Origin of the sequence: Deinococcus sedimenti (assembly GCF_014648135.1) — a bacterium.
GTDB classification, from domain to species: Bacteria; Deinococcota; Deinococci; order Deinococcales; family Deinococcaceae; genus Deinococcus; species Deinococcus sedimenti.
This window is the reverse complement of sequence record NZ_BMQN01000011.1, coordinates 23,859-46,828: the sequence shown is the minus strand read 5'-3', so window position 1 is coordinate 46,828 and position 22,970 is coordinate 23,859. Positions and strand designations below refer to the sequence as shown.

At 62.0% G+C, this 22,970-nt stretch carries 22 protein-coding genes and 1 pseudogene; 4 read left to right on the top strand and 19 right to left on the bottom strand.

Annotated features, from left to right (window positions below; translation table 11 throughout):
• Position 1: 1 nt before the first annotated feature.
• Positions 2–475 carry a hypothetical protein gene (locus IEY69_RS16165; RefSeq protein ID WP_189074181.1) on the bottom strand — a complete coding sequence of 158 codons (474 nt, stop codon included), beginning with the start codon at positions 473–475 and terminating at the stop codon, positions 2–4.
• A gap of 312 nt (positions 476–787) precedes the next feature.
• On the opposite strand from IEY69_RS16165, the gene IEY69_RS16160 reads away from it, so the two are divergent.
• A complete protein-coding gene (locus tag IEY69_RS16160) occupies positions 788–1,273 on the top strand; it encodes a GNAT family N-acetyltransferase (RefSeq protein WP_189074180.1) in 486 nt (161 codons plus the stop codon).
• Between the two features lie 14 nt (positions 1,274–1,287).
• Here IEY69_RS16160 and IEY69_RS16155 read toward each other — a convergent pair whose 3' ends face one another.
• The 7 genes from IEY69_RS16155 to IEY69_RS16125 form a co-directional block, all read right to left on the bottom strand.
• Positions 1,288–1,656: a VOC family protein gene (locus IEY69_RS16155; RefSeq protein WP_189074179.1), complete on the bottom strand. Its 369-nt coding sequence runs from the start codon at positions 1,654–1,656 to the stop codon at positions 1,288–1,290.
• A 210-nt stretch (positions 1,657–1,866) separates the two neighbouring features.
• Positions 1,867–2,745, bottom strand: coding sequence for a single-stranded DNA-binding protein (locus IEY69_RS16150; RefSeq protein ID WP_229784037.1), 879 nt, complete (start codon positions 2,743–2,745; stop codon positions 1,867–1,869).
• A 171-nt stretch (positions 2,746–2,916) separates the two neighbouring features.
• A complete protein-coding gene (locus tag IEY69_RS16145) occupies positions 2,917–3,099 on the bottom strand; it encodes a hypothetical protein (RefSeq protein ID WP_189074177.1) in 183 nt (60 codons plus the stop codon).
• A gap of 185 nt (positions 3,100–3,284) precedes the next feature.
• The gene (locus IEY69_RS16140) at positions 3,285–4,481 is read right to left on the bottom strand and encodes a bifunctional DNA primase/polymerase (RefSeq protein ID WP_189074176.1); all 1,197 of its coding nucleotides are present in this window, start codon (positions 4,479–4,481) and stop codon (positions 3,285–3,287) included.
• Complete coding sequence (locus IEY69_RS16135) at positions 4,465–4,962, bottom strand: hypothetical protein (RefSeq protein WP_189074175.1); 498 nt, start codon at positions 4,960–4,962, stop codon at positions 4,465–4,467. Before IEY69_RS16135 ends, IEY69_RS16140 begins: the two co-directional genes overlap by 17 nt.
• A complete protein-coding gene (locus tag IEY69_RS16130; protein ID WP_058979474.1) occupies positions 4,959–5,798 on the bottom strand; it encodes a hypothetical protein in 840 nt (279 codons plus the stop codon). Before IEY69_RS16130 ends, IEY69_RS16135 begins: the two co-directional genes overlap by 4 nt.
• 1 nt (position 5,799) lies before the next feature.
• Complete coding sequence (locus tag IEY69_RS16125; protein ID WP_229784036.1) at positions 5,800–6,825, bottom strand: hypothetical protein; 1,026 nt, start codon at positions 6,823–6,825, stop codon at positions 5,800–5,802.
• A 130-nt stretch (positions 6,826–6,955) separates the two neighbouring features.
• Between IEY69_RS16125 and IEY69_RS16120 the strand changes: the two genes are divergently transcribed.
• Both IEY69_RS16120 and IEY69_RS16115 read left to right on the top strand, forming a co-directional pair.
• Positions 6,956–7,354, top strand: coding sequence for a hypothetical protein (locus IEY69_RS16120; protein ID WP_189074174.1), 399 nt, complete (start codon positions 6,956–6,958; stop codon positions 7,352–7,354).
• 661 nt (positions 7,355–8,015) lie between these two features.
• The gene (locus tag IEY69_RS16115; protein WP_189074173.1) at positions 8,016–10,661 is read left to right on the top strand and encodes a MalT transcriptional regulator family protein; all 2,646 of its coding nucleotides are present in this window, start codon (positions 8,016–8,018) and stop codon (positions 10,659–10,661) included.
• Here the strand turns inward: IEY69_RS16115 and IEY69_RS16110 are convergent.
• Positions 10,624–11,112: a hypothetical protein gene (locus IEY69_RS16110; RefSeq protein ID WP_189074241.1), complete on the bottom strand. Its 489-nt coding sequence runs from the start codon at positions 11,110–11,112 to the stop codon at positions 10,624–10,626. The two genes, IEY69_RS16115 and IEY69_RS16110, sit on opposite strands and share 38 nt — an antisense overlap.
• Between IEY69_RS16110 and IEY69_RS16105 the strand changes: the two genes are divergently transcribed.
• Positions 10,997–11,671, top strand: coding sequence for a C39 family peptidase (locus IEY69_RS16105; protein WP_308425469.1), 675 nt, complete (start codon positions 10,997–10,999; stop codon positions 11,669–11,671). The two genes, IEY69_RS16110 and IEY69_RS16105, sit on opposite strands and share 116 nt — an antisense overlap.
• A gap of 8 nt (positions 11,672–11,679) precedes the next feature.
• Here IEY69_RS16105 and IEY69_RS16100 read toward each other — a convergent pair whose 3' ends face one another.
• From IEY69_RS16100 to IEY69_RS16055, 10 genes and pseudogenes are all read right to left on the bottom strand, one after another.
• On the bottom strand, positions 11,680–13,101 hold the full coding sequence (locus tag IEY69_RS16100; protein WP_189074172.1) for a type II secretion system protein: 1,422 nt from the start codon (positions 13,099–13,101) through the stop codon (positions 11,680–11,682).
• A gap of 31 nt (positions 13,102–13,132) precedes the next feature.
• Complete coding sequence (locus IEY69_RS16095) at positions 13,133–14,146, bottom strand: hypothetical protein (protein WP_189074171.1); 1,014 nt, start codon at positions 14,144–14,146, stop codon at positions 13,133–13,135.
• A gap of 18 nt (positions 14,147–14,164) precedes the next feature.
• The gene (locus IEY69_RS16090; protein WP_189074170.1) at positions 14,165–15,472 is read right to left on the bottom strand and encodes an RNA-guided endonuclease InsQ/TnpB family protein; all 1,308 of its coding nucleotides are present in this window, start codon (positions 15,470–15,472) and stop codon (positions 14,165–14,167) included.
• 155 nt (positions 15,473–15,627) lie between these two features.
• Positions 15,628–16,335, bottom strand: coding sequence for a hypothetical protein (locus tag IEY69_RS16085; protein ID WP_189074169.1), 708 nt, complete (start codon positions 16,333–16,335; stop codon positions 15,628–15,630).
• A 60-nt stretch (positions 16,336–16,395) separates the two neighbouring features.
• On the bottom strand, positions 16,396–17,853 hold the full coding sequence (locus IEY69_RS16080) for a hypothetical protein (RefSeq protein ID WP_189074168.1): 1,458 nt from the start codon (positions 17,851–17,853) through the stop codon (positions 16,396–16,398).
• A 514-nt stretch (positions 17,854–18,367) separates the two neighbouring features.
• Positions 18,368–20,026 (bottom strand): gluzincin family metallopeptidase, encoded by a 1,659-nt coding sequence (locus IEY69_RS16075; protein ID WP_189074167.1) that lies wholly within the window; start codon positions 20,024–20,026, stop codon positions 18,368–18,370.
• A gap of 21 nt (positions 20,027–20,047) precedes the next feature.
• Positions 20,048–20,155: pseudogene (locus IEY69_RS16070) on the bottom strand (IS982 family transposase); the annotation flags it as partial.
• Between the two features lie 66 nt (positions 20,156–20,221).
• Positions 20,222–21,046 carry an IS5 family transposase gene (locus IEY69_RS16065; protein WP_189074166.1) on the bottom strand — a complete coding sequence of 275 codons (825 nt, stop codon included), beginning with the start codon at positions 21,044–21,046 and terminating at the stop codon, positions 20,222–20,224.
• A gap of 79 nt (positions 21,047–21,125) precedes the next feature.
• Positions 21,126–21,998, bottom strand: a complete 873-nt coding sequence (locus IEY69_RS16060; RefSeq protein WP_189074165.1) for a hypothetical protein — start codon at positions 21,996–21,998, stop codon at positions 21,126–21,128.
• A gap of 80 nt (positions 21,999–22,078) precedes the next feature.
• Entirely contained in the window at positions 22,079–22,822 is a 744-nt protein-coding gene (locus IEY69_RS16055; protein ID WP_189074164.1) for a CAP domain-containing protein, read from the bottom strand.
• Between the last annotated feature and the right edge of the window lie 148 nt (positions 22,823–22,970).

Here is a 22,970-nt window from a genome sequence, read left to right as displayed (position 1 = left end):
CTTAACGGGGCAGCAGCAGCTGCAGTTTGTTGGTGGGCACGATGACCCGGTAGCCGACCCCACTGGTGGGGCGGAAGTTGACGACACTGGTGTCGCCCTGCGTAAGGATGATCAGACGCACGGACCCGCTCACGGGAACGGTCCTGGACTGCATGCGGTCCCAGCGCGCTTCGCGTTGAGCGTCCTTGATCGTGTCGATCAGGTCGCCGACGTGCAGCGTGACGGGCGCGAGGCCAGCGGCCTGCAGGCGGATGACCATGCGGCCATCCTTCAGGTTGTCCGTGCTGCGCTGAACGAGCGTCAGGCGGTTGCTGTGCTCTTCCCAGCCTTGCAGGGTGACGATCAGGCCACTCAGGAGCGTGGCGGCGAGGGTGGCCACGCCGAAACCGGCGGGCAGGTCGAGCAGGATGACGGCGGCCATCAGGGCGAGGGCGATGACGGCAACGGCGAACTGCTGACGGGTGATGATAAGCATGACGCACTCCTTGTGCCCACGGGTGGGCGGTGAAGGCGAAGTGCGCCAGCAGTCAATGTGTGGGCCCGGGAGGGCGCCAGCACACTGCTTGCTGGCGCACTCCTGAGCGAAAAAAGAGAAATCCTGCCGGTCCCCGTGAAGGGGGTGCCCTCGTGGGGGCCGGCAGGATTTCGACAACGGGGGCGAAGTGACCTTCGCGGAGAAACTAAGATGACTGTAGCACCTTCTGCGCCGCGCTACAGCGGGAAATGCTGCATCCTTGGGTTGACACTCGGGCATCGACCACTGATTGGAGGCGGATACACTACTCAGGTGCATATCCGCGAGTACACCGAGGCCGATTGGCCCGCCGTCTGGTCAATCTTTCAGGACGTCGTAACCACCGGTGACACCTTTCCGTATGACCCTGCTTGGTCAGCCGATCAGGCGCACGCTGTCTGGGTTCAGCCACCCCCGTACCACACTGTCGTCGCCTGTGAAGGTGCTGAAATCCTGGGCACCGCGCATATGGGGCGAAACCGTCCTGGTCCAGGAGCGCACGTCGCCACGGCAAGCTTTATGGTGGCTGGGGAGGCGCGCGGACAGGGCGTCGGGCGCGCACTGAGCGAGTACGCGCTGACCTGGGCTCGTGAGCAGGGGTTCGCTGCCATGCAGTTCAATGCGGTCGTAGAATCCAACACTGCCGCGGTGCGGCTGTATCAGACCCTTGGCTTTCAGGTGATTGGGACTGTGCCTCAGGCGTTCAAGCATCCGAGGCTCGGGCTCGTCGGCCTGCACGTCATGCACTGCTTCCTTTGACGGCGAAGCCCCATCTATTGGGTGTGGCGTCCCTCGACAATTTCCGTGCGGTTTCCCCAGGGATCGGAGCAGTAAAGCCGCCGTAAGGGCAGACGGGTGTCCAGGCTACAGACAACCCCGAACTGCTCAGCGCGAACAAGTACCGCATCCAAGTCGTTGCAGAACAGACAGACGTGTCCCTTCTCACTGGGTACGAACGCCGCTGTCACGCCGGTATGGATCTGCCGGCCATCGGGCAGTGCGAACCACACGCCTCCATTCCCCCGCAAGGCCTCGGGCTTTTGCAGCTCTTCCAGTCCCAGGAAAGCACCGAAGAACGCGCGGGCGTCTTCCTCGTGTCCGTGAGGGGCGTTCACTTGCACGTGGTCGAGACCCTGAATCATGTGTCAACGCTAGACGTGATCAGAGCGTGCAGGCGGTACTCCTTCAGGGACATCGCTGCTGAATGCAGAACCGTTTCTGCCGTTGCCTCTGCATGAGAAAATCCCCGAGACGCAAGGTCAATCGGGGATCATCCAGCCGGATAGGGCTGTTGTTGTACGGTTCGAGGACGCAAGGTCAACTCGGCGCGTACAGCATCTCAACGGGGTGACTCAGAAAGGCAGGTCCTCGTCGGGCGGGAAGTGATCATCCAGTCCCTGATCGATGTCGAGTCCTCCTGAGTGGGTGGGGGTGGGGCGCGTCGGGGCCGGGCTGCTGGAGCGGGAGGCTCCGGCTGCGACAGGCTGACGTGCGGGGGCGGGCGCGGCACTGCGGGTCGGCGTGCTGCCCTGTGTAGTGGTGCCACGGGCGAGCGCTTCGACACGGGACGCTTCCACCTTGGTGGTGTTGCGCTTGTTGCCGTCGCGGTCAGTCCACGCTTCGTTGGTGAGGCGTCCCTGCACGAGCACGGGGTCCCCTTTGCGGAGGTCCTTCATGCGTTCGGCAAGGTCGCGCCACAGCGTGACGTCGATCCAGTGGGTCTTCTCCTGCTTCTGACCCTGACGGTCATTCCATGTCTCGTTCACGGCCAGGCCGAGTCCAAGCACAGCGTCGCCGGCAGGGGTGTAGCGGAGTTCGGGGTCACGAGTGACGTTCCCGATCAGAATGACCTCGTTCATGCCGCCACTCATTCGCACACCGCCTCCGGCATCCTGAATGAGTTCCGGCGAGTACCCGAGCTGCTCCATGCGCTGGGCTTTGACGCGGACCATGCTGCGCTTGCCGCCTTCCGGAGCGTCCCACTGGCTGTACTCCACGCTGCCTTCGACCATCACGGCGTCGCCGGCCTTGAGGTTGCGTTCGGCCTGCCATTCGGCGGGTTTGCCGAGGATAGACACGCGGTGGTACCAGGGGAGTTTGCGGGGCTGGCCGTCACTGCCGATGATGTGATCTTCACCGGCGATGGTGGCTTCGAAGACGGCGGTGCCGCTGGGGGTGTAGCGCAGTTCAGCTTCGCGAGCGAGAACGCCGATCAGGAAAACGTGATTCATGCCTCGTGCCATGGTGTACTCCTTGCCTCCGATTCGGAGGACTTCAGGTCCGGGGGGGCTGTCCGCCCTCCGGTGAGAAGGGGGATCAGCTGCGCGGGTGAAGTCGAGTGCGGTCGGGGGAGCCCGGCACGCTTTGGACGGTGCCGGGCCGCTCGAGGCGACCCACAAGGGTTACTGGTGGTTCAGGCGGGCCTGAACGGCGGGGAAGAGGTAGAGTCGGTCGGTGCGGATGGGTTCGCTCAGGGCGAGGCTGCTGCCGTGCTCCTGTGCTCTCACAGCTGCTCTGAGACTCCTGGGGCAGGCCACGAACTGGAACTTGGACGTGCCGCCGACGGTGTATTCGAGTACGAACATGTGGCCTCCTTCCGGAGGCTGCAGTGGGGCCCGGAGGCCGCATCAGCAGCCTCCGGGCAAAGCAAAACCCCACCGTGCACGTGCGTGCAATCCCGAACGGGAACGGTGGGGTTTTGACAACGGGGGCAGGGGGTGAACCCTGCAGGATTTCGTGCTGCCATTGTTGGCAGAGTCCAGCGCCCGCGTCAAGTGCTCCTCCCGTACCGCACCCGCCGGGCGCGCAGGAAGGCGTCCAAGGACCCGGGCATGGCCTCACGACGCTCGTGTGCGACGTAGGCCGCGCGAGCGGTCTTCGGGGCCGCGACATGGCCAATCAAGCGCAGGTACCGGATGGTGTCCTCGATGGGCCGTCCAGTGGCCGCCCACTCGCGCGCGACAAGGTGCGCCGCCCGCGTTTGATCTTCGGGTGGAAGCTGGGCGTACACGTCCTCCAGGGCTTGAGTGGCGGTCTGTGGCGTCGATCGGGCATCTGTGGTGCCGTATCCCCATGGCTCACCGCGCGGCGCGGTGTACGCGGTGCGCATGCTCGCGCGGTACTCATCCAGGGTGTACGGCGCGCCCCGCCCATCCGGGTGCTGATGGCCGACCTGGCTGACGTACGTCTGGCCGACCTGGAGCACTTCCGCGTGGCTGTACCCGTTGTTGTACAGCGCCCACGCAAGGTGATACCCCGTGTCGTTCCGGCCGCCGAGCGTCCCGTCCTGAACTTTCTGGAGGGCCCAGTCCAGGATGCGGCCGCTGGGGTATCGGTCGTCGCCGCGGGGGAGAGGACCGGTCATTGGTGGTGGCGCTGGGAGTGGCGGCACCAGGCGAAGGGCTTCGCGCAGGGTCAGGGGCAGGTCGTCGAGCGTGTCGAGGTCCGCAGGGTCCCGCAAGTACACGTAAGGCCCCTTGCGGGTCACGGTCGGCGGCAGGATGGCGTTCCCGCCGTCGCCCCGGACATCGACGCAGTCGGGCGCGCCGTAGGTGGACTTCCCGACCAGGTTCCCGACGCGCCAGTCGGGTGCCTGCAAGTGCCAGTGATAGCCGCCGCCCGTGCGGACGTGCGGCCGGATACCCAGCGAGTGGGCGTACGCGCGGCCTTCGTCACCGTCGAAGTCAATGACGATCCGGCCACTGATGCGGCCGGTCACGAGTGCCATCCCGACGTTCTGCGTGTTGGCGAACCACGCCGTGACGGCTTCTGCGGAGGGTGCGGCGGTCTGGAGGGGCTTCCAGCTGGCCCGGAGACGGGCGGGGTTCTCCGGGTCAGGACGGTGGTAACCCGTGCGAATCAACAGGGCACTGTGTGGATCCTTGTCCCGGTCGTTGCCTGCGTGCACGGGGAGGATGGAGCACCCCCGTGCCAGGCACGCGAGGGCTTCATCAAGCAGCGCTGCCATCGTTCACTTCGACCTGGGGTTCAGTGCTCGGTTGAACCTCGTTCGCTTCGACTTGGGGTTCGCTGGTGGGCTGACCCTCGTTCACGGCCTGCCTGGCACCTTCTTTCCGCGAGGTCACGGCTGTGGGTTTCCCGGGTTGGCGCTCTTGCGCGGTCGCTTTTGGGGTGCGCTCCGGACGGGGCTGAGAGCGAGCCTCAATGATGGCCGCCAGGAGGGACGCGTCAATGTGCACCGCAATGTTCGCCGGGATGGGCGTGTTGCTGGGCTTGAGGAGGGCCCGGATTTTGGTGCCCAGATCGCTCAGCCAGACCTGGGAGTTGGTGTCGAGCAGCATCAGGTATTCCTGCTGCTCACCGGCGCTGGCCACGGGCACAGCGGGCAGCGTGCCATTGCGGACAGCTTCGTGGACGAGACGACCGAACAGGGGGCGCAGCGCTTCGGGGAACGTCAGGGCGGCTTGGCTGGAGAGGGTGGGGGTCATGCGGGGTGTACCTCGCTGAGGGTTCTGAGCAGGCGGGCCAGTTGCCGCGGGCTGGTCAGGCAGAGTTTCATGGGTTGCAGGAGTGCGTCCTCAAGGGTTTGAACCTTGTGTTGCAGGGCGGGGAGCTCGTCGTTGTGCATCAGGGTGCCCAGCACGAGAAGGTGCCCGTTCTCCGTGCTGTGTGGGTACAGGCGTCTGGTGGTGAAGGGGACGACCGGGTGGTCTCGCAGAACGCCAGGGGTCGGCGGATACGTCGTGGGGTCGATGTAGGGCAAGCCGAGCATGGCAGCTCGCGCGTCCGCTTCCTCCTCCGGGTTGGGCCGGTAGTTCTCCCAGGCGGACCTGGGCAGGAGCGCCGCCAGGGCGGCAGCGTCCTCCACGTCCCGCCAGTGCGCCCGCGCATCCGGGTAGACCAGCGTGAAGAGTTCCCGGAAGGTCGCGGGCGGGGCCAGGTCAATGCGGAGCGTGGCCTGACCGCCCGGCACGAGCGGGTTGAAGTGGGCGCGCAGCGACGCGAAGTCCGTCACGCGGGCGAGCGGGTCAGGGCTGAGCAGGTGAATGGTGGTGAAGGCCCTGACACGTGGGAGAACCAGGTGGTCGAGGGCGAGGTGGAGGGGCAGCAGGCGGGCGTCGATCGGGCCAGCAGCGGCCGGGTGAGGGACAAACGTGCGGTTGCTGCGTTGGGCGAGCTGCGCCCAGACGGTGTCGGTCTGGGCGCCCAGGTGCCGGTGGAGGGCGTTGAGGACGCTGCCACCATCCTTCAGTTCTGCCGCCGTGCTGGCCAGTACCGGGGCTGGAATCAGCCCCGTTCGCGCGTACTGGTCGAGGGTCTGCATGTCAGAGGATGTTGCCGTCTGCCCAGCAGGTACTGGCCGCGAACCGGGCAAAGCGGTCAAAGAGTGGATTGGGTGCCCGGGCTGCCTGGATCTGCGTGCGGATGCGGAATGCCTCGCGGGCCAGGGAGCGCAGGCGGGTCCCACTGCGGCCCAGATCATGCGTGCCTTCCTGCTTGGCGAGATGATCGGCTTGTTCCCAGATTCGCCGCGCGCCATCTGTGGAGTGGTGGACGTCGATGCGGCCGCCGCCGCCTCCGACCTGGAGGACCCATTCCATCATGTTCAGTTCCGCGTCGATCAGATCGTCACCAGTGGCAGCTGTGGCGTGGACAACGATGGTGCCGAGGCCAACCATGACGACGCCGGTGTACACCCGTTCGTAGTCCGTGATCGCGGCTGTGTGGACGACGTAGGTGACGAGGGGACTGGGGGTGGGCATCTTCCCGTCTTTCATGAGCTTCATCAGGTCACGCCAGATGGGGGATTCCCGCTCGGGGCGCGCGAGGACGAAGCTCTTGCCGGATTTCGCCAGGGCGCGGGCCAGTTCACCGTATTCGTCGCTCTTGCTCCGCAGGTCACGGATGGCGCTGGTGATTTCGGATTCGGTGGTGTGAATACGAATGGTGCTGCGCGTGCGGCTGAGACGAGCGGCCTCGGTCAGGGCTTGCACGACCCAGTTGTCGTCCTGTGGTTGGGAGTGGTAGTTACCGATCGTGGCGTCCAGGCGCGCGTCCTTGAGTACATGGACGTAGGTGAGGATGCCCGCGAACCGGGTGATGTAGATGTCGTCGAACTGACGGTATGACCGCTTTTGAGGGGCTGGCTCGGCCGTCTGGCCCTGAGCGGGCAGCTGTGCCGTGGGCTGGGGAGCTGCGGGTGGCGGGGGCGGTGGTGTGAACGCGGGTGCCACCTGCGGTTCTCCGATGGTCGGCTCCACGATTTGCGGCTCCACGACCTGTCGTGCGGCGACTGGTTGGGCTGGGCGGGCCAGCACGGGGGTTGGACTTGGGATGGGTGAATCGCTCATAGGTGACCTCCAGCGGTGTGCCGCGTGTGGGTGGAGCAGGGCGGCCGGTTGCCCTCACGGGCGGACCGGTGCGCCGGGTGGCCCGCGGAGGGTGACCCTGCGGCGCACGCGGACCGCGAGGGTGAGGCCGGTGGACCGGCGTGCGGGGTGCGGGGCGCACGGGCGCGCGGCGGGTGGCGGCGACCAGGGGCTCGGCGATCGGTGCGGTCGCGGGCTGGGGTGCCGGCAGGTCACGGAGGTACTCCAGCACAAGCAACGAGCCACTGCGGAGGGCGGCGCAGCCTCGCTCGACCAACTGCTCGGCGGCCTGGAGGATGGTGGACCGGGCGAGCTTGAGCTCGGTCACCATGCGGGTGATGCTGTCCCGGCGCGCGTTCAGATTTTTGACGTAGTCAAGGATGCGCTGCAGATCCTGCTCGGTGGCGTCAGGCGCAGGTTGCTCGGGCTGTATGGCGCTCAGGATCAGGGTGCGTTTGCCGTGCAGGCTGATCGTCACGATGGACTGTGGTTGCTCGATCAGCCAGGCTAGAAAGGCGGCGCTGATACCGAGGCGTTTGATGATGGGCAGCCGGACGCTGGGACCGTGGCGCTTGAGGTCCTCGGCGAGGAGGTGCAGGTGTTGGGTCCGGGCGGCGTTGATCTGGGCGGTGACGACGTAGTAGACGCCGGCCACGCGGGTGATCGTGCCGTCGGCCAGGCCCTGTGTTAATTCCCTGCGGACGTGATTTTTGCAGGTGGGCGCAGCCGCGCGCAGCTCCGCGAGGATGTGCATGGTGGTCATGCACTTCCCGGTTGTGCTCAGGTGGTGGAGGACGCGGCTCATGCGCGCACCGTGTCAAATTAATTCTCTCCAAGTCTGATGGAGAGAGCGATGCGTTTTTCGTTGTTTGGGACGGTTTTTTCGCCTAATCTCTCCAGTTTCAATTTTCTTATATTTCACTCAGAATAAAATATTTAACAAAATTTTCTTAATCTTTCAGTCAGACTTGGAGATATTGAGAGCCTTGTGAGGGTTTGAGAGTATCATGAGTGAAATTTGGAGAGAAGTTTTATGAGAGTTGGAGAGAAGTATGCCCGTTTTTGGCAAATTTCACTCATAATTCAGTCAGACTTGGAGAGATTGGGGCTTCCATGTCTAGACATATTTGATCAATGACGCCCGTCCACCCCGCCAAGAGGATGCCGTACCCATGCCAAACCGCCCACACATCCTCACCGACCTCCGCAACCCAGCGACCACCGTCGTCTCCCTCGTGGCCGGAAACGGGTACGGCAAATCGACCCATCTGGTCGCCCTCAGCACCGATCCAGGCCACCTCTACATCCGGTTAAGCGACGCCGACCCTGACCCAGTCAGCATCGCCCGGGTCATCGCTCACGTCCTTCCCGCCAACCCCAACAACCAACTTGCGTACGAGCTCTCGCGCAGCACCGTCACTGAGCGCGCGGCAGCGGCCGCCTTACGACATGACCTGAACCTGAACGCCCCCCTCACGCTCCTGCTCGACGACGCCGAAACGCTGAACAACGACGGCCGTCGGTTCTTCAGCAACCTGCTCCCCCAACTCTTTAACATCCGCTGGATCGTCGCCAGCACCACGCCAGAAGACTTCCCCATCCGCACCCTGCGCCTGCGCAATGTGCCCACCCAATTGATCACCGACCGTGAGCTCGCCCTCAGCACGAACGAGATGCGTGATCTCGGCCTGACCGACGCGCAGATGGAACTGACCCAGGGCTGGCCAGCCGCCGTCTCCCTGGCTGCCCTGGGCGACGATCCCCGCGTGGTCGCCCAGGAACTCCTCCTGACCGTGCCTGACACCATCATTCCATCCCTTCGCCGCGCAAGCCTGCTGCCCACCTGGCGCACCTTTGATCCAGTCAACACGGCCCTCAACCTTACGGAAGGGTGGCTCGCGACGGCCCTGACGTACGGCGTGCCCTGTACTCGCCTCGACAACGACGCATGGGTGCCGCACCCCATCGTGCGGGACGAACTGCGCCTGCAACTGCGAGCCCGGCCATCGGAGTACGCCAGCGCGCAACAGGCGATCGCTGGGGCACTCGAGGCGCACCAACCCATGGCGGCCGTCGAGGCGTACCTGGCCAGCGGCGCCGGGACGGAGGCCCGCGCACTCCTCGAGCGGATGCTGCCGACCCTGCGGAGTGCAGAACAGCTGTCGGCGGCCCTCCCTCTCTTCCAGCGCGCCTCACCTGAACCTGGTTCACCCCTGCACGTCGCGTTCGCCCAGGCACTCTTCGAAGCGGGCGCCCTGGTCCGCGGTCTCAGCATGGCCGAGCAAGCCCTCGGTGCCGGCGCTGACCCCGCCAGCACACACGCGCTGATCGGACAATTCCGGTACCGCACCGGCAACTACGAGCTCGCCATCCAGCACCTGCAGGCCGCCATCACCTTCTCCACCCAGGCTCCGCCACACACCCTCCTCGCGCAGCTCGGCCTGGTGTACGCACAGCATGCCCAGCAGCTCACAGGAGACGCCGCCCGCGAGTTCGCTCAGAAAGCCGATGAGGCCGCCTATACCGTCCTGGCGACCGGAGACCTGACAGAAGAGCTGGGGAGCGCCATGGTCCTGGCCCGCGTCGCCCGCACCCTGGCCTGCGCGGTCCTGGATGCCCGTCCGGCGGCCCGTGAAAGCGCACGCCTCGCCCGGGAGGCCGCTGAGGTCCTGACGCCCAGCCTGGACGTCCTGACGGCCCTGCACCAGCTGGCCCGGTACTGGGCGGATGACGGCGATCTGGACACCGCGACCGAGCTCCTCGCCCTGGCGGTGTCCATGGACACGGCTCAGCGGGATACCGCCCTGCAGGTGGCGGTCACTCGGGCGCGCCTGTACCTGAGACATGGTGATGCGGACTCCTGCGCGCACTACGCCACGCAGGCTGCGTCGCTCGCAGAGGAGATGCATCATCAGCCCGCGCTGCGCGAAGCGTTGATCCTCCTGGCCGCCACTGCCGTCCTTCCTGTCGGTGACGCGACGTCCATCCGGCTCCAGCGCCTGCGCGACCGTCTTGGTCATGAACGTGACGTCCACACGGCTCTGGCGTACCTCGACCAGGCGTTCCTCAACCCCAATCGCCGGGTATCCGGCAGTCGGTTGGTGCTGCCCCTGGAACTGCGAGCACTCCTGGTGGTCGCCGCCCTCCGGTCGCAGACCCTTGACATCACGCTGTCCAGCGAACTGGACTTCCTGTACCGTCGGCTCGGCGCCGGTGTCATCAACAGTTACGGGCAGCTGTTGAAGGTCACGATTCCTCCACTGCTGACGGGGCTGGACAACCGGCAGACCCTGGAAGTGTCCATACTCCGGCCCATGCCAGAAATTCGCGTGAATGGGACAGTACTCGAGCTGCAACCCGTCCTGCTGCTGCCCATGACCATGCTGGCCCAGCGGGGTGAACTGGCAGTCTCAGCAGCGCAGGACGTGTACGCGCCCGGCTACCGCGGGAAGCCGGAGCAGAACCACTACAAACTGAAAGCCGCGTTCAAGGCAGCCACGGGGCACACGGCACCCCTCGGGTCCGAACGTGGCACGCTGACCATCTCCGGCTGGCACCTGCGCAGTGACCTGAATGCGCTCAGCGAGTGTCCATTCCAGGATCTGCTCCGGCTGTATCGCGCCCCGGTGTACGCCCGGCACGAGCCGACACCAGCCCTGACGGATCTGCGGGAGGAAGCCCGGCGGGTGCTGGCGCACCGTCTGGCGCAGTGGTCACGAGTCGACCCGGACGCCGCAGACGCGGCCCGGGTCGAGTTATGTCAGCGAGATCCTGAGCTGATCAGCCAGCTTCATCCAGTGGGTGCACCGGCACCGTAAAACCAGGCGCAGGCACGCGAAGGCCCCGGTCTGCTGGAGGGTACCGGTGCTGCGCTGGTCCTTCCCACCATGCGGCCCGGATGGTGGCCTGGATTTCCTGGGCCTCCTGGATGGTGCGCGCCCGCGCAATCACCGTCCAGCGGCTGTAATCCTCTGGTGTGGCGTACGCCGTTTCGAACATCGTTCCGTCGTCGGCTTCCTCGCAGGTGAAGTACGTGTAGACGTACACGTCTCCGCGCAACATGAGATCGGCGAAGCCAACGACTCGTTCCGCTCTCTTCCAGTACCAGTCTGGAATGGTGTCTACGGTGTTCACTGTTCGGTCGGGCATCAGCATGCGCGCGCGACCAGGCGCGATGGGCCTCGGATCCAAGAATGTGAAGACACGTCCAGCCATTTCGGTCACCCCTGTACCGTTGAAACTCTCAAGTGTGAAGTGTTCAAATCGCATAACTGCACTCCTGTTGGCAACGGTGGCCCATATTACACTGGGCGCATCTGCCTTGGCTCAGGCGCAGCCCTCCGGCTACGTCCTGCAGGGCATCCCTCTTGTCAGGCAAACATACAACGCCTGCGGACCGGCCAGTATCACACAAGTCCTGGCGTATTACGGCCTCCGAACCACCCAGGCAGCGGTCTCGGCCCAGACGCGCCCCACACCCCGTTCCTACATGACCGCCCGCGCGATCGTCGATTACGCTCCACAGGTCGGAATGGAAGCCCGCCTGTTCCGAGGAGGAAGCGTGCACACAGTCCGTACGGCGATCCGGAACGGACTGCCGCTGATCGCCCTGCAGACGCACGTGACTCCAACGCGCCGGATTCCTCACTGGCGCGTCGTCACTGGATTCGACGACGCCCGCCAGGTGGTCTATCTCATGGACCCACTGCTGGGGTACGTCACCATGCCGTACCCAGATTTCGAGCGGGTCTGGGCAGATCACCAGGGCACCTTCGCGGTCCTGTATCCGCCCAACCTGCGGGACCTGGTGCGCCGCGCGATCGGGTAAGGGTGCAGTCATGGGTCCACCGTCACGGCCGACTGGCGCCACCGCGCGGCCAGTCGGGGCACGCCGACCGGCGCGAAGCCCGTGCGGGCTCTGGCATCCGTCTGAATGGACAGCTGAGCACTGATTCCGGCTGGAGTCCCGATGAGCGATCCGAACAGGGTCAATGGGGCCGTCACGATGAACTGATCCGTGATGACCGTCGCATGGGTCCGCACGGTCCGCGAGGTCACGGTCACTCTGGAGGCCTGCAGGGAGAGGGCATCATGAGTCAGGTCCGGGGTACACGCATCTGCTGAGCAGCTGGTCTGCGTGTACATGAGGTTCCCATCGATCCGTGCCGCCCCAGCACCAGTCACGACCAGGCTCAATGAGCGGCTCACACTCGGCGCATCAGGATTGACCGGCCGAATCACCACTTCGCCACCCACTGGAGTGATGCCGATCACCCCATTCCACGCTGAGATCAGTGGGGCATTCTGCACGTTCCCCAGGCGGAGGGCGCCGTCTGCCGTCCCGAGGTAGGTCGTGCACACCATGACGGTCACGCAGGCTCGGATGTACTGCTCTCCACTGGACAGCACGCCGAGGTCAACGGTACTGGCGACGATCGTGAGGCCAGAGAGGGTCGGAAGAGTCATAGCAGCGGTTTCTCCTGCCTGACCGAAGCCGAGCGTGCCAGTCAGCCCCGCTGGATGAGCGGGGGTGGGAAGAATCGACATGGCGCTCGTGCGCGCGTCACTGAGCGTGACCTGAGCAGTCCCGACGCAGCCAGACGTCACCACCTGACAGTTGCTCGTGCTCAGCGCTCCCGAGAGCTCGACCGGGCCCCGGAGCGTGAGGTGGCCATCGACGTGAGCGTCACCCTGGATCTGGACGCGCGAGTCGAGGGTGGTATCGCCGGTACTCAAGAGAGCGTAAGTGCTCGCTGGTGACGCGCCGTAGCTCGCGCTGAGGAGACCTCGGCGAACCGTGGGGTGGGTGGACGGCCCCGCGACGAGGAGGAATTCTGCTTCCATGGTCCAGAGGTCAGGTCCACTGTTCTTCAATTGCACTGCTGGCGCACGGTGCCCAGCGGGGAGTGCGGTCCCGCAGGCCGTTGAGGCGAAGTAGATCAACACCTGACTTCCGCTGCCATCGACGTCCCGGGGACACCAGTCGTCGACCTGGTGCTGCAACTGGCTCTGGATGTCGCCGGCAGCGAACGCACTCGGCGCTGGGAGTGCCCTGAGGAGTGAACCCGCATTGGCTTCCAGGAGACGCTGACTGTACGTCAGGGTGTTGCGCTCCTGAATGCGAATGAGGGCGCCTCGTGCCACTGCTCGCGCGGTTCGGTCACTGGTGTTGGCGGATTGGAGCATGGCGCCGCTGACGGCGGCGAGGACGACCAGCATGATGAGGACCCAGATGAGGGTGAAACCCTTCGTTCGCATACCACCAGCGTGGCGGTCGTGGGGGTGACGATCACGTCACAGAGATCTTGGTCGCCGGTTCAGATGGTTGCGGCGCGGGACCGGGGTGCAGTGGGTAGTACGCGACCGGCCAGTTGAGCTCGGTGCGGTGCGTGCAGGGCAGCAGATCACGTGGCACGGCAGCGAGAGCCAATGCCAGGTGCCGTGCCTCAACAGGACCCCACTGTCCCCGTTCTGCCGCCTGATACTGAACAGTGGGTGCGACCTCCGCGCTGCCGTCCGGCTGGACGAGCTGCGTGGTCTGCCAACCCAGCTGCCAGGACGTCGTCCGCGTGAGGTACGTGACGCACCGGAGCGCACCACCATGCACTCCGGCCCGCTGTGCGTCGGGTTGAGGCAGATCCAGAACGATGACCACCTCGCCGATTGACGACTCAGGATGTGAGAGGTGCACGGCAGTGGCGGTGTGATACCCAGCCGGCACCTGTGCATCCCACAGGATCGGGGTCGTGTGATGACTCTCGTGGCGCCCACGAATATCGGTGATCAGCACGCGCATGTGCGGGGGAAGGATGATCGGCACCGGGGCGGTATACAGGCAGGCTTCCAGGCCGTCCCAGTACCCGTCGTGAAGGAAATGCTGGAGCGGGTACTGAGCCTGCATGTACGTGGCAGTGTGAGCGGCGCAGTGAACTGAGACGTCGCGTTGATTCAGGCGTTGCTCTGCCGGGCCGTACCACACGCCTTGTGAGGACAGGAGTGGCCGGGAAATGCGGACGCGTGGCTGTCCGCCCGCGTGGTCCACGATCCAGGAGAGCCGGGCGACGTCGATGGTCTGCCGCAGCAGCTGCTCCGCCAGCGGGGATGCGGTTGGGGAGTCGCGGGTGATGAGGTCTGCGATGGCCGCACCGACGACGGCTCGATAGAGGAGACCATCCTGGAGGCTGTTGAGCGCGTACCGCTTCTGCAGGTGCTGCGTGAGGAGGGCGAGGTCCTGTTGGTCCGGTTTCGGCGCGTAGGCCGAACTGTTCGGTCGGAGCGTGAGCGTGCCCTCGGTGATATCCATGCCGTCATGACCCCACGCCTAAAGGCGGGGGCTTGTGTCTGGACTCCACCGCAACTCGGCGTACCTCGAAAGGCGAGCCGCTTTGGTTTCAGCGTCCGACACATCAGGGGCGCATGACAACCGCCCCGTGCTCATCCAGTCCTGCCGGACAAGCCATGCCCTGAGTCCCACATTCCTGGCCCCCACCAGATCCGCGTGCAACTGGTACCGGCACCCTTCACAGACGAACATCAACCCTTTCCGTGGGCGGTTGTCGCAGCTGCAATGCCCACACTTCGGGCAGGTCTGCGAGGTGTAGTGCGCGTCCACCTTCACCACCATACTGCCCAGGAGCGGCGCCTTGTACGCCAGGAATCCCAGCAACTCGGCGTAACTCCACTTCGCACGGCGACGATTGGCCTCGCGGGTCTTTTCGGAACTGGTGGGGCGCGAGCGTCTTTCCGTACGGTCACGAACTCCGGTCAGTTCCTCGACACCGATCAAGGCATGGGGGTAGGTCTTGAGAAGTGCAGAAGCAAGAGAACTATTGGTGTCAGCAATGAACCGTCTTTCCCGTCCCGACAGCGCCACCAGACGGCGGACTGCGGAACGGGTGCCTTTCTGCTGAAGCGACTTGCGGGCCTTCTGGAAACGCTCCGCCATGCGGAGCGTTTCCTTCCCCGACTTGAAGAACGCTTTCCCTGAGAGATTCGATGCGACCGCGAAATACCGCATCCCCACGTCCACGCCCACCACCTGCTGGTGTGTCACGGGTTCAGGGTCTGGAAGTTCGATCTCCAGCGGGACGAGCAAGAAATACTGCTGCTTCCGCTTGTCATACCAGAGTTGTGCGGCGCCGATCTGGGCACCATCAGCGATCCAGTCCAGATGCTTCCGGTAACCCTCGTAGGGCAGCACCAGACGGCCCGCCAGCGTGGAAATGCTGACCTGCTGGCCGGTCTTGAAGGAGTAGTCACGCCCGTACTGGTACGACAGCGTACGGCTCACGAACTTCGGTGCGTGGTCAAGTCCCTTGTACCGGCGGGCTTTGGGGTTCGCTGCCCGCTTTGCGGCGGCCTGTTTGACGCGGGTCCAGAGGGTCTTGTAGGCGGCTGCGACCTTCCGGGGGACCGAGCAGGCCATCTGAGCACCGAGCCCGAAGCGTTGTCGGAGGGTGGTGTAGACCTCCTTCTGAATCTTGGCGGCGTTGGAGGTTTTGTTCATCTCGAACGCCTGGTGTGAGGTGTAGTTCAGCGCGCCCCGGTAGGCCAGCGTCACCGCGTCCAGGGCAGCTTTTTGCTCCCTGGTGTGGTGTAGCTTCAGCTTGGCGGTCAGCGTGGCTTTCACGTAAAAAGACTAGATCATTCTGGTATGAACAGCAAGGCCGCCCATGGGCGGCACTCCGGTCCCTCCCCATGCCTAAAGGCAGGGGCTTCCCCGGAGCTTCTCGGTGAACCGTCGCATATCGGGAGGTGACGGGTGCAGCCTTCGGGCGAAAGGTGTCACTCCACGTGCTGCCAGAACTGGATGTGCTGTGCCTCGTGCTGAACGCGCCGTTCTTGATGCGTGAGGAAGGCGGTGATAAGAGTGCCGAGTGGTGTGGTGTGGTCGGCGAGAGCAGCAGAGAATTCGGCCTGGAAAATTTGCGCTGCTGGCGAGCTGATGGGAGGGCGAAGAATCATGGTTCCATCCACTCCGACGGCCCATCGATTTGCCTCGCCTTCCGCATCCCAGTTCACGGTGAAAAGTCTGTGGTCGAGGCGGATCTCAACAGCGGTGCCTTCGAATGCCATGACAAGAGCGTCGCCATAAACGTGTACTTGACTGAATGCGGCTGGAAAGCGGAGTGTGGTGGATGGTGTGTTGAGCGTTCGCATCACAGTGATCAGTTCATGCGCCAGGCTTGAGCTCAGAAAATCGCAATCGATATTGAAGGTACCGTCTGGAAAGATTGAAATGTTTGGTGCAGCATGGTGGCGCGTTAACTGAGGGTGGAGGGCAATGAAACCGGTGGACCCGCCGTCACCGCCGTGGATTAAGTTGAGTGTGCCGATTGATGTCGGAATGACCGAGCAAGGAAGATTGGACTCGCTGTTTTGAGTTGAATCTGGATGGGGAAAGTGAGTGGAAGTTGAAGTCCCAGACATGCCATTAACGTTATGGCACGACGGAGAGCGTAGAAAAGCATTAGGTGGGTAAACAATTTGCATCAGAAAAAATGAGTGTATTCTACTCAAATCGAGTAGGCGCTTCAAACACAGGCGACTGTTTCAAAGCTGGTCCAGCGCGGTCCACAATCGCTTGATTGGAGCGCGTTCCACCGCAATTGCCTGTGCGGCCTGAGCGACTTCAGCGACAGCCCGTTCAGCGCCCTCTGGGACACCACCGTATTCGAGCAAGACGGTCCGAGCCCTGGTGTGGTGGGCTGAGTCACCGCGCAAGAGGGCCGTGGCGACGGGCAATGCGGAGACGAGCGGACCCCAGATCTCAGGCGCAGAACTCAGGCGGGACACCTGGAAGTACATGTTCCCGCCAACAGCGAGGGGGAAAGTTGGGACCCTTAAGCCAAGACGAATGAGGTGCGTGATGAACTTCGGTGGCACCGCACGTCCGCGCCAGGTACTGCGCGGGCCGACTCTCACAAGCAGATCCAGGGCAGGCAGGAATTCTTGGATGGGGACGGGCATCAGCGCGGCATAGACGGCAACTTGAGGATGCCAACGAGTAATCAACTGAGCCATGGCATTCGCATCCGCATAGGCTAGCGACCGGGCAAGCTCGAATACTTCCCGCAGCTGAAATTCAGCGGCCGTGATCGAGAGCGGAAGATTTTCGAGCGGCGTCATGGCCAGATCGACGAACAACGCAGCAAGCAGGGCCCGGTTCAGGAGGTCTTCTGGTTCAGGTTTGACCAGCCCCGTTACTTCCTGTGCTGCCGCTCCATACTCACCCAGCAGCAGCCGAGCGCGCGCCCGAATCCACCGATCAAAAAGCGTATCGCTGCTCACGCGGTTGTGCTTCAGGCCACGCTCTGACAGGCGCAGGACATTCCGGAGGTGTTCTTCGCGTGTGGCCAGCATTTTCCCGAGCGGTGGCTCACATTCGGCCGCAGCGAAGGCCTGGAGCGCCTCAATTTGCCATCCATACCGTTCCCGCCAATCGTCGTGCAACACAACGGGCGCATGGATGCTCTCTAAGCCGGTCATGGCCCGCATCCATTGCAACCACCCGCGGACTTCCGGGTCTTCCGGCTTGTTCAACAGCGCGGCTTCCAGAATCTCTATGGCGCGGGGAAACGACCCAAGGTTCGCGAGCGCGCGCGCCGTCAGCGCACTGAAGTTCTGGAATCGAGCCGTGCCCGGACGTTCCTCACTCAGCAACTGCGTATACAGTCCAGCACTTCGGTCGTATTGGGCACCAGCCATCAGTGCGTAGGCCCTCAGGCCTCGGTAGGTGTCGATGAGTGCAGAATTGCGGAACAACGTGGCGATCTGAACTAGTCGTGCAGAGAGCTCATTTACGCTTGATGTGTCGCCCAGCGTGATATTGGCCTGAAACAAGGCATGCGTCATGCGCAGCTCGGCCTCCAGCCGCAGCGATTCAGGGGGGAGCTCATGCACTTTTTTGAGCAGGCCCTCCAGTGTTGTGATGGCATCCATTGAGGTGCCGGTATCAGTGATCCCGGCCAGAAATGGAATATTCACCTGCAGATGGAGCATAGTCGCCATGGCCATCATCTGCAGCGCTCGGTCCCCGTTGATGTACGCGTCTCTAAGCCAGTTCTCAACATCTGCTTCCGGGCGAGGATGCATTCGATACGCTAGGACTGCCGCACGAAAATGGCCCAACGGGGAACCTTCCGCTGCTAAGGCCACGACCGTTGCGCGCATACCCTCTTCGGTCTGTGCATGGGTGCTGATGTGTTCAAGCACATCAGCATAGTTCTGGAGATTAGGCAGTTGTAGGGGCACGGCACTACCGATTATCACCCATCAAAAGAGGGAGCGTATGTCGGCACGCTCCCTTCACTCATCTGGGATTAGCGTGGTGGAGGACGGTCGTCGCCTGCGCCGAGACCGATCGGTTCGCCCATCGGGACGATGGTATCGAGCGGGGTGAAGAAAAATTTAGCGCTGGGCGACGCAGATGCGCTGATTGGCGATGGAGCGGGTGGAGGGCAGTGCATGCAGGCCAGAGCTGGTGACGATAGGAGCGTCATCCACATCAACACGCTGATAGTTTTCATTTCGTCCCCACAATAGAGTGGTCTGATAGGTCATTCAAGCTGATGTGCACGAGCGACGTGAGTTGGGCCGCTAGGTGAGCAACGTCAGCTTCAGTGGGTGGAATGCTGAGCCCCACATCTCGGAAAAGCGAACTTGTTGGTGCGTCTTGGGCACGAGAGGAAGCTTTTTCAAGCAGTGCCCCCGATGCTTTGTCTCCTATCAGCATCGTCAATGCGCCAATCCAAGCCAATACATACTCAAAGTTGTAAAACGGATGAACAATTACATGCCATGAAGCCCAATCAAACTTGACCAAATCATGAATTTCATCAACATCAACGCCGTTCGGGTATTGCTTTAGAACATCTATATATATTTCATTGAGATTTTCTGTATCTACTTCATCCAAAGAATATACCCTTTCTTGAAATTCATCCAAGATCGTCATATTAACAATAAGTTTTAATGCCCTTTCTATAAGAGATAATCTCACCCCAGGCAGTGAAGCCTCGTCGAAGAAATGCCCTAAGTATGGCAAGCTTGCTGTTTCAGTGGCCTGGGCAACGAATTCCATATATTCTTTAGATGGATAATGCTGTCTAAATAAAGATTCCTTGGGTATGCGATATAAATGTAAAGCATGCCCCACTTCATGCAGCAGTGTAAATACCGATGATGAAACACCGCTGTACCAACAGCTAACCCAGGGTAGACCAGAAATGGGCAGATAGTTTGTTATCGGTTGCCGATACTTCTCACATGATCCAGCAATATTAAACACGCCCATTTTTCTCATTTGGGAAAAATCTTTTTCAAGTATGGGTGACAATTCAATTAATATATTGCCGACTGCATCAAGTGCTTGATCTGGATCTTTGATGGATGACCTATGGAGCTTTCCGTCTAATGCGATTTGATCGTCCCATGGCCTAGATCCACCAACCGTGCTTTTTCTTGTATTGGCAAAAATTTGCAGTAGGCCTGGGATGTGCTTTCGGACATTTTCACGCAAAGCTATGACATCATTTTTTGAGTAATCGCGTTCAGATAGTGGAGGTCGACTCCATGCCAGATCGGTGTAGGATTTGAAACCTGCATCCCTTGCAATGGATTGACGTTTCGCATGAAGGGATACGAAAAGCTCTGCTTTCCGCTCCGCAGCTGTGCGTTCAGCATCGATCATAGCTCGATGAGCACGCTCCCGGATGGAACGGTCATCACTTCCTCGATCAGCCAGAAGATCACCTTGTCGATCTGAGTATTGATATGTAACAAGCGCCGAGAGTGAGCTATAGGCTTCGGCTTCACCTTGAATTTCGGCAATCGCGCGCGAAATCTCCCCTTCATCACTTTGGATAAAGGGAAGTAAAGTTGGAATCCATTTTTCCGGTAGCGCATCTTGTACATCTCTTAAGCGTGAAGCGCAAACCTGGACAAGCGCACTCGCGTCAGGCTGAATGTCTGCATAAAAGCTCTGCAAGGCAGCGCGAGCAGATGCGTCACCTGGATTTGTGTAGTAATCGCGAGCAAGGCTCGACTGGCGTTCATAGATCTTAGATTCCAACAAGTCGAGATCGTGCACGTATTTTGTGACATTGCTCGGCTCCAATGTGGTTAATTTCAAGGCATGAAGAGACTTTTGTATTGAGTTCCAATCGAAGCTACTTTTGATCATGTCTTTTCCTTTATACCCCGTTTAGGGTTGGGCAAGGTTGTGGACGAGGACGGCCAGGACGACGCGGAGACGCAGTGACCGCAACGTTTTCGTCTGCACGGAGCGAATCTGAGCCTCGACCAAACCAGAGGTAGTTGGCTGGAACGTCTGTGATTAAAGTACGTCTGATAAAGGTCAGGGCGGGGATTTTGCTAGTCAGCGCACCATCAAGCGGATCATGACTTCATACACGAGGTTCTCTGCGGTTTCCACCAGCGCTTCGTAGTCTTTCGCCATCCGCCTAGACTTGCCCAACCACGCGAACGTCCGCTCGACCACCCAGCGGCGCTTCAGGACGACGAAGCCGTTCGGCACCTCCACGATTCGTGGAGGTGCGTCTTTCGGCGCCCAGGTACCCTGCCAGCCCGACCAGGGATGCTTCACGATCTCCAGCGTCCAGCCCAGGTAGGTCTTGATGTCGCCCGCCAGCTTGCCGGTATAGCCCGCATCGGCCCAGAGGTGTTTCATGCGCGGAAAGACATTCGGTAGCTCACGCAGGAGCAAGACCGCGTCGGCGCGGTCCTGGATGTCCGCTTCATGCACTTTGATGGCCATCACGAGGCCCAGCGTATCGACCAGGAGATGACGTTTCCGCCCCTTGACCTTCTTGCCTCCGTCATAGCCGCGGGGCCCACCGGCCTCGGTCGTTTTCACCGATTGGCTGTCGATGATCCCTGCGCTTGGGGTCGCATCGCGACCCTCGCGCTGACGTACTAGTTCGCGAAGCGTGGTGTGAAGTTCCTCCCAGACGCCCCGGAGCCGCCACAGTCGGTGATAGTGGTACACGGTTTGCCAGGGTTGAAGGTCGTGCGGCATCGCTCGCCAAGCGATGCCGCCCCGCAGAACGTAGAAGATGCCGTCCAGGATCTCCCGCAATGACCATATCCGCGGGCGACCACGTCGCGCCTCGGGTGGGAGGAACGGCTGGAGGACGTTCCACTCGGCATCGGTGAGGTCATTCGGGTACGCGGATCGGGTCATGAACGCTCCACCTCCGCCTCATCGTCCTCCATGTGCATGAGCGACGATAACCTGCGCCAGCACGTTTTTCAGACGCACTTTAACGCAGATTGAGCTTGGCTGCCCGGTACTGCACGAAGGTGGCACTGCCCGGCAACACCGTTCTGTCATTGAAGACGGGTTCGCTATAGACACGCAGATCCAGATCTGCTGTACCTGCGGGGGCCTGAGTCAGAAGCACGGTCGCCGGGAATGCGGCGACGTTCAACCATTGCTCTCGCACGACCTCTCCCTGTCGGATCAGCCGTGCCGAGACCGTCGTCGCAGCTGGCAGAGTCCCGGTGAGCTGCAGCGCTCGCCCCTGCACGGATCCCCTCACACCCTGCACCAGGCTGGCCGTTGCAGGCACAATGCCACCCGTACTGAAGGCTGCTGCGAGACCCACGTCGGCCGCTCTCACCTCGATGGTGACCGGCCCGGTCACCGGCAACGTCGACGCGAAAGCACTCATGCCGCCCAGCTGGAAGGGCGTGACCTGCAGGGGTTTCCCAATCACCTGGTCCCCCTTCTTCAGCGTGATCGTCATCTTCTCGGGACCTTTCCCACTCGTGGTGCGTGCTCGAACCACGACGAACGGATGCAGGCCTGGCGCTGAGGTGCCGGGCAGGAGTGTGCCCAGGCCGGGCATCACCTCCACACCGTGCGTCCGGACGTTCGCCTGTGCCTGCGTCACGCCCTCCTTCGCGGTGAGCGTTACGACCGTGCCGGTCGGCGTCAGACGTTTGACGATCAACGCGCCCCCGCTCACCTCGATCACGTCGGGGGCATTGCTGGTCACCGTAGCCGAGCGACTATCCACGATGGTCGTCAGGGGAATGCGACGGCCGACTTCGAGACTCTCGGGCAGACGGATCGTGAGGGCGTGGGTGGTGCAACTCAGGGCCAAAGCAGCCGCCAGGATATGTTTGTACACTCCTTGACCATAGTGAACCTGGGGGTGACCGCACCGAGCACGAAAAAAGGCCCCACATCGGGGCCTTGAGCACGCACCTCTCAATAGAACATCATGGTCCAGCTGTGACCCCAGCGATTGGCAGCGGTGTTTGGCGCCGCATATGCGTAGCCTGCACCCATGAACTTCAACGTGGTATTCATCAGGATTAAGCAATGGGGTGAGCTAGCCATCCAGTCGCGGAGTGCGGCTTCAGGGGTTGGTCGAGTACGACCAGTCGCCACAATTTCCCCTAGGCCCAAATCGGATGCTGGTACTGCGAAATCTGAATACGCTCTGTTTTTACGCTCACGCGGTGTGCCGCCATAGAAGAACGGAGAGGTAGTTTGCAATTCATTGTGACCGTCATAGCCGACTTCGGCGATATAGGTGCTGTGTTTGCGCGCTGCGTAGGACAGCAGCCCATGGAACGTGAGGGGTTGAAGAGTGTCCTTCCTGAATGTGCCGTCTACGCAGGTGCCTGCTGTGAAGTCTTGGCCATTCACAGTGCCCTTTGTGCGCAGTTCGTTGGCGAGAGTGAGTAACTCAACTTCCTGAACGCTCGGGCTGATACGGACGGTGCCTGTGATGGTTCCATCCCCGCTCCCGCTTGCAGCACCTGCGGATGGGATGAATATCGTGGTCGGTACCGGATCAGGAGTAGGTGTGGGATTAGCGGGGGGAGTTGGCGGGACAGGATCTGGAATCGTGGTAATCGGTGGAGTGACAGGAGTGGTTGAAGTCGTACCACCGCATGAAGCGAGTAAAGAGCTCAGAACGATCAGACAGGCAGCAAAACGTTTCATGGTGTAGCTCCTAGTGGCGGACGTGGCGCCTGAGCGTTAGAGAAAGGATGGGGAGGACTTGGCGGTACTCACGTTTGGGCGTCGTGGGCCACTGGAGTGCCAACCAAGTCCTCTCCTCTTAAAGAGCAATACCGAGACGCCTTGTCAA